General features: G+C 46.0%; 6 protein-coding genes. 2 read left to right on the forward strand and 4 right to left on the reverse strand.

The annotated features are described in order from the left end of the window. Window positions 1-1,879, reverse strand: a 1,879-nt coding sequence (gene uvrA, locus Q0294_RS18970; protein ID WP_366917992.1) for an ABC-ATPase UvrA, incomplete at its 3' end; no start/stop codon positions are given. A 157-nt stretch (window positions 1,880-2,036) separates the two neighbouring features. Between uvrA and Q0294_RS18975 the strand changes: the two genes are divergently transcribed. After that, window positions 2,037-2,669 (forward strand): hypothetical protein, encoded by a 633-nt coding sequence (locus Q0294_RS18975; protein WP_299468591.1) that lies wholly within the window; start codon window positions 2,037-2,039, stop codon window positions 2,667-2,669. A gap of 54 nt (window positions 2,670-2,723) precedes the next feature. Here Q0294_RS18975 and Q0294_RS18980 read toward each other — a convergent pair whose 3' ends face one another. Continuing rightward, window positions 2,724-2,999: a hypothetical protein gene (locus Q0294_RS18980; RefSeq protein WP_299468593.1), complete on the reverse strand. Its 276-nt coding sequence runs from the start codon at window positions 2,997-2,999 to the stop codon at window positions 2,724-2,726. Between the two features lie 461 nt (window positions 3,000-3,460). Here Q0294_RS18980 and leuB point away from each other — a divergent pair, with 461 nt between their 5' ends. Beyond that, window positions 3,461-4,534 carry a 3-isopropylmalate dehydrogenase gene (gene leuB, locus Q0294_RS18985; protein WP_299468595.1) on the forward strand — a complete coding sequence of 358 codons (1,074 nt, stop codon included), beginning with the start codon at window positions 3,461-3,463 and terminating at the stop codon, window positions 4,532-4,534. A gap of 88 nt (window positions 4,535-4,622) precedes the next feature. On the opposite strand, the gene Q0294_RS18990 is transcribed toward leuB, so the two are convergent. After that, the gene (locus Q0294_RS18990; protein WP_299468597.1) at window positions 4,623-5,522 is read right to left on the reverse strand and encodes a TIM barrel protein; all 900 of its coding nucleotides are present in this window, start codon (window positions 5,520-5,522) and stop codon (window positions 4,623-4,625) included. A 40-nt stretch (window positions 5,523-5,562) separates the two neighbouring features. Then, a partial coding sequence (locus tag Q0294_RS18995) for a hypothetical protein (RefSeq protein ID WP_299468599.1) occupies window positions 5,563-5,760 on the reverse strand: 198 nt, incomplete at its 5' end.

A 5,760-nucleotide genomic window follows, 5' to 3' on the forward strand; every position in this document is an offset into this window, starting at 1 on the left:
GTCTGGCTGTATAACCTCGCATTCGAGATAATTTTGTTTTCGCAAACAGCTTGCGAATTTCATCCCAAATCCCGCAATACGTAGCGGGATTAGAACGACCACTTCTTCCGATCGCAGATTGATCGATGGTTCTGATCTGCTGGATCAATTCACTGCCTTCCAGCGAGCGATACTCCAGGGATTGGTCTGGATGTCCCTGTAAGGCCGCCTTCAGAGCAGGGACCAGCGTTTCGATGATCAACGAAGTTTTTCCGCAGCCACTGACACCTGTGACACACACCAGTTTCTGTAACGGAAAATTTAGTGTCACATCCTTTAAATTATGCAGTGTTGCCCCCTTGAGGATAATCTTTGAGTCTGCATCATTTGAATTTGAGGGAGTGAGTATGTATCTGGTATTTAACGCACGTGCAGTAAATGATCGAGAATTCTGAACCACTTCCTGATACGTACCTGAAGCAACAATTTCTCCCCCCTGTTCTCCTGCCTGGGGACCGAGATCAAGTATGTAATCACTCTCTCTGACTACATCCAGATCGTGTTCGACAACGATAACCGTATTCCCCGTCTGTTTCAGTCGGAGCAGAATATTAATCAGTTTGGCTGTTTCGTTGGTATGTAAGCCCGCCGTTGGTTCATCCAGAATATAGCAGGCACCTGTCGTACCTGAACCCAGGCAAGATGCCAATCTGGCTCTTTGATTCTCTCCACCTGATAATGTGCGTGCCGGACGATTCAGTTTAATATAGTCCAAGCCGATTTCAATCAGGTATTCCAGCCTGCTACTGATCGCCGGTATCAGCTGATCAGCAATGATTCGATGTTGAGGCAGACGTTCAACCAGCTCTGTGTTTTTCCATTCTTGCAGCCAGGATATTACTGCGGGTGAAGTTTGATTCATTACCTGATCAATGGATTTACCATTCAGTTTTACCGAACGCGCAAATGCTTTGATTCTCGTCCCCATACACTCAGGACAGACCTGTTCCTGTATTTTAGGATCGTCAGTTTCAACTACACCTAATCCCTGACAGATGAGACATGCTCCATAAGGACTATTGAAATTAAATGTCCTCGGTTCAGGATCAGGGAAACTGAGATCACAATTTCCGCATGCAAGCCGCGTGCTGCAATAACGGTCTGACCATCCCTTTTCTGTTTGCTGGCTGACCAGACAGGCGCCATTTCCATGTTTTAAAGCCAGGTCAACCGATTCCTTGAGACGTGCACTGATCCCCTCTTTTACAATAATTCGGTCAATAATAATTTCGATGTTATGGTACTCATCTGGATGAAGTTCAAGGGGTTGAGTCACATCGACGACAACACCATCAACTCTGGCACGCACAAACCCTTCTTTGGCAATTTTGTTTAAAATCGCGGTATGGTCCCCTTTTTTAGTGGTAACCACTGGAGCGAGGATCATCACTTTCTGGCGGTCTTCCAAGGCGAGAATTAGATCAACGATTTGTTTTGCAGACTGCTGGTGAAGCGGCTGTTTGCATTGGACGCAGTAGACAATTCCAAGTTGAGCGTAGAGTAAGCGAAAATATTCGTACAAATCGGTCATGGTTGCCAGTGTGCTGCGTCGGGATTGAACCTTTTGCGTTTGTTCAATACTGATCGTCGGAGGTAACCCGCTGATCTGGTCAACGTCGGCTGGCTGCATCTGGCTAAACAATTGGCGAGTACCAGGGGCCATGTTTTCCAGGAACCGCCGCTGTCCTTCGCTGTGAAGCGTGTCAAAAACCAGGCTGCTCTTACCACTACCACTGAGGCCCGTTACTACGATCAAGCGATTATGGGGGAGATCCACGTCGATATTTTTAAGATTATGGCAGCGTGCACCTCGAATGTGAATATATTCCTGATGCGGCATAAGTCACTTTTGTATTTTGCGATGGGCTAGAGCTAAGGATGTTGGGGTGAAGGATTCTTTCAGTCGCATGATAGTATCAGACAATATCAGATGCTATGATTTTAAACAGTTCCTGATATTTTTAACAGTTCCTTCAAGCCCCGGTTGTTCGTTGAAAATGACTATCATTCCCCCTGCTTTTTTATTTCGTCATGCGATCTCTCTACCAGAGATTAACGAACTTCCCCACAAGCGTGGCAACTTATTGAAATTGCCGGAATCGGCGTCGATTCCTGATCTGTCATTTGAACAGAAATCAGGCAAATGGGGAAACGTCAAACTTGCCTGGAATAAAAATGGCCTGGGGATTGGCTTGAAAGTGGACCAGAAGCAGCATCCGACAACTGCCTCAGAGTATATTCAGGTATGGATCGACACGCGTGATACCAAAACGGTTCATCGAGCCAATCGTTACTGCCACTCGTTTCAGTTTCGTCCTACGAGAAATCCCGAAAAACAGAACCAGCCCTATTGTGAGCAGCTTACTATTCACCGGGCACAAGCTGATGCCCCAATGTGTGAGCTTTCAGAGATCCTGCTCTGGGCTAAGATCAATCCGACAGGCTATGAATTAGAGTCCTGGCTCCCTGCTTCGGTACTCAATGGATTTGAGCCATCTGCCTATCCGCAGTTAGGATTTTATTACGCCATTTTTGATTCTGAATTGGGAGAACAATTCATGATTGTCGATCATGAATTTCCCTTTGCACAGGACCCTGGTTTATGGGCCACCATGCGTTTAGGGACGTGAAATACAAAAACAGCGATGAGTTGAATAAAATTCATCGCTGTTTCGATATGCGGATTATGAGCGCCGTTTAGGTAATGCAGCTGCATAAAGCATTGTCACAGCGCCAACTGACATCAGGCTGAAAGCTGCCCAGTCGGGAGGGTTCACTTCTTCCTGTTGGTCTTCATTAAGACTGGTCATTCCGAGAAACCCACGGAATTCCGGTTCACGAACTGGCTCTGGTTCTTCCACAGTTACTTTATGGGTAAGTACCATTTTGTCGACAAACAGGAAAGAAGTACCTGAGAGTAATACAAATAATCCAGCAGCAAAAAACGATGAGCGAAACATGCGATGTCCCTGTCCTGAAGCTTACATCGATTTCTATTTCGCTTGCTCCTCCTGAGCACGAGCCCTTTTTCTAAAAGTACCTTCCTGAGCTTAGGGCTGTGAATGCGAATCGACGACGATAAATTGAAATTGGGGGCCCACTACAGCAATACGATCTGAGGATAGCGGGATCTATTCTTTCTATCGGAATGAGAGCCCGAGCTCTTGATTTTCCTCTGCCAATAACGATGTTACGCCCATTTTTACTGGCCGGTTGTAGTGATATTACGGATCACACGAAATACTGAACAGATAATAGACTCTCTTGGAATCAAACTCATTCGAAGCCTGGAATTGGTTCCATTTAAAAAAGCATGAGGACGTCGACTGGAGTTTTGTCTATACACTCGCTAAATTGGCCATTCCGTATTAACAATTACCTGTTTCACAAATACATAGATAAACCAAGCGAGGAACTGACAGTGGAAGCTCGGATTACATTATTACCCGGTGATGGAATTGGGCCAGAGATCGTAGCAGAAGCAAAACTGGTTCTGGACACGATTGCCGAAAAATATGGTCATCAATTTGAGACCCCTACTTGCCCGATGGGGGGAAATGCAATTGATGATTATGGTGACCCGCTGCCTTCTCAGACTCTTGAAACCTGTAAAGAGTCACAGGCCATCCTGCTGGGAGCCGTTGGCGGTCCCAAGTGGGACGATCCTTCTGCAAAAACACGTCCCGAAGCGGGATTATTGCGGATTCGAAAGGAATTAGGGCTTTTTGCCAATTTAAGACCCATTAAGCCATATCGTGTATTACTGGACGCTTCTCCCTTAAAACGAGAAATCATTGAAGGCACTGACATCCTCTTTTTTCGGGAGCTAACCGGAGGAATTTATTTCGGTGAATCTGGTAGAATGGAACATCCAGATGGTGAAAAAGCCTATAGTGTAATGACTTATACAACATTGGAAATTGCGAGAATTGTGCGACTGGCAGCACAGTCTGCACGCGATCGTCGTGGTAAATTGACTTCGGTAGATAAAGCCAATGTACTGGAAGTCTCACGACTCTGGCGTCAGGTGGCTGCTGATATTGTCAAAAACGAGTTTCCGGATATTGAATATGAGGTCGTGCTTGTCGATGCGATGGCAATGCATTTAATCTCCCGCCCCTCTGATTTCGATGTTGTCGTCACCGGAAATATGTTCGGCGATATCCTGACTGATGAAGGATCAATGCTGCCTGGCTCGTTGGGGTTACTTCCCTCAGCTTCACTGGGGGCATCAGGTCCAGGGCTTTATGAGCCCATTCATGGATCGGCTCCCGACATTGCCGGGAAAGGCATTGCCAACCCGCTCGCCACCATTCTGGCAACGGCAATGTTACTTCGCCACTCTTTAAATCTGGAAACAGAAGCGGCCGCTGTTGAAAATGCTGTAGACCGTGTTCTGACAGCAGGACATCGCACTGCGGATATTGCCGCTGGTGGTAAAAGCATTTCCACAAAAGAAATGGGCAAATTTGTCATTCAGGAACTTTTGGCCTGAACCAGAAGATACTGTTAAAAATACAAAGCGGGAAAGAACTCTGAAATTCTTTCCCGCTTTTCTTTTTCAGGTCTCACTATTTTGTAACCTACACATCACATAGTACAACAGCTTGCTTCAACCCCTCATAGGGATCGCGTGTTGGGATAAACTCCTGTCCCACAAACCCCTGATATCCGATTTCCTGCAACGCCTGCATGATGGGGGGATAGTTGATTTCCTGTTTCTGGTCCAGTTCGCCTCTACCTGGATTGCCGGCTGTGTGAACGTGACCGATATAGTCTTTGTGTTGCCGGATGCGGCGAATGACGTCTCCATCCATAATTTGTACATGATAAATATCGAATAGCAGTTTCATTCGATTAGAACCAACCTGCTTGATAATGTCGATACAATATTCGGTATGATCTCCCTGATAGCCGGGGTGGCCTTTCATGGGGTGGCTGTCATCCCGGGAATTCAACATCTCGAGACAGAGATTGACCTTTTTTTTCTCCGCATAGCCGATAATTTTTTTGAAGCCCGCGACACAGTTTTTGGTTCCCGTTTCATCGCTGATCCCATCCCGCATTCCAGTGAAGGTAATCACATTCTTGACTCCCCCGTCGGCACATTCATCAATCCGCTTGCGCAGGATTTCAATACACTGGTCCCAATTCTCAGGATTATTAAATCCCACTTTAAAACCGTGACTGGAAGCGATCGCACAGGTTAACCCATATTTCTTGAGCGTATCCCAGTTTTCTGGCGGAGTCAGTTCAACACTTTTGATTCCCAGTTGTTTTGCAACCTGGGCTGTTTTTTCGATATCCCAATATTTTTTGAAGCACCAGTGAACCACTGACTGATTGATGTTCCCTTTAAGCGGTTGGGGTGATTCAGCTTTATCCTCACCCCCTTGAGCATGTTGAATTCCCCACCCTAAAGCCGTTGCAGCCATCACCCCTGAATTTTGCAAGAGTTTTCTGCGGCTGATTTCTGAATTCATGATAACCTCTTTTCTATGGACCTGATCCCGGTAGAGAATCCTATTGAGATGCAAGTTGAATTAAACGTTCTTTGATCAGGAAATGCGATATTACGATGCAGACAAACATAGCAAGAGTAAACACGATACTGAGCGGTTCTGCAACTCTTGCTCCCCCTGCGATTGAAAGCAGGCTCATCATGAAAAAGAAAAACATATTACCAACCCACATTAGAATAAAAGCGAGCGGTAAAGCGCC

This window comes from uncultured Gimesia sp. (genome assembly GCF_937919775.1).
In the GTDB taxonomy this organism is placed as follows: domain Bacteria; phylum Planctomycetota; class Planctomycetia; order Planctomycetales; family Planctomycetaceae; genus Gimesia.

Excerpts from the sequence above, each read along its gene's own strand:
- Q0294_RS18975 (WP_299468591.1), top strand. The coding sequence starts at position 2,037 with ATGACTATCATTCCCCCTGCTTTTTTATTTCGTCATGCGATCTCTCTA.
- Q0294_RS18980 (WP_299468593.1), bottom strand. The coding sequence starts at position 2,999 with ATGTTTCGCTCATCGTTTTTTGCTGCTGGATTATTTGTATTACTCTCA.
- Q0294_RS18990 (WP_299468597.1), bottom strand. The coding sequence starts at position 5,522 with ATGAATTCAGAAATCAGCCGCAGAAAACTCTTGCAAAATTCAGGGGTG.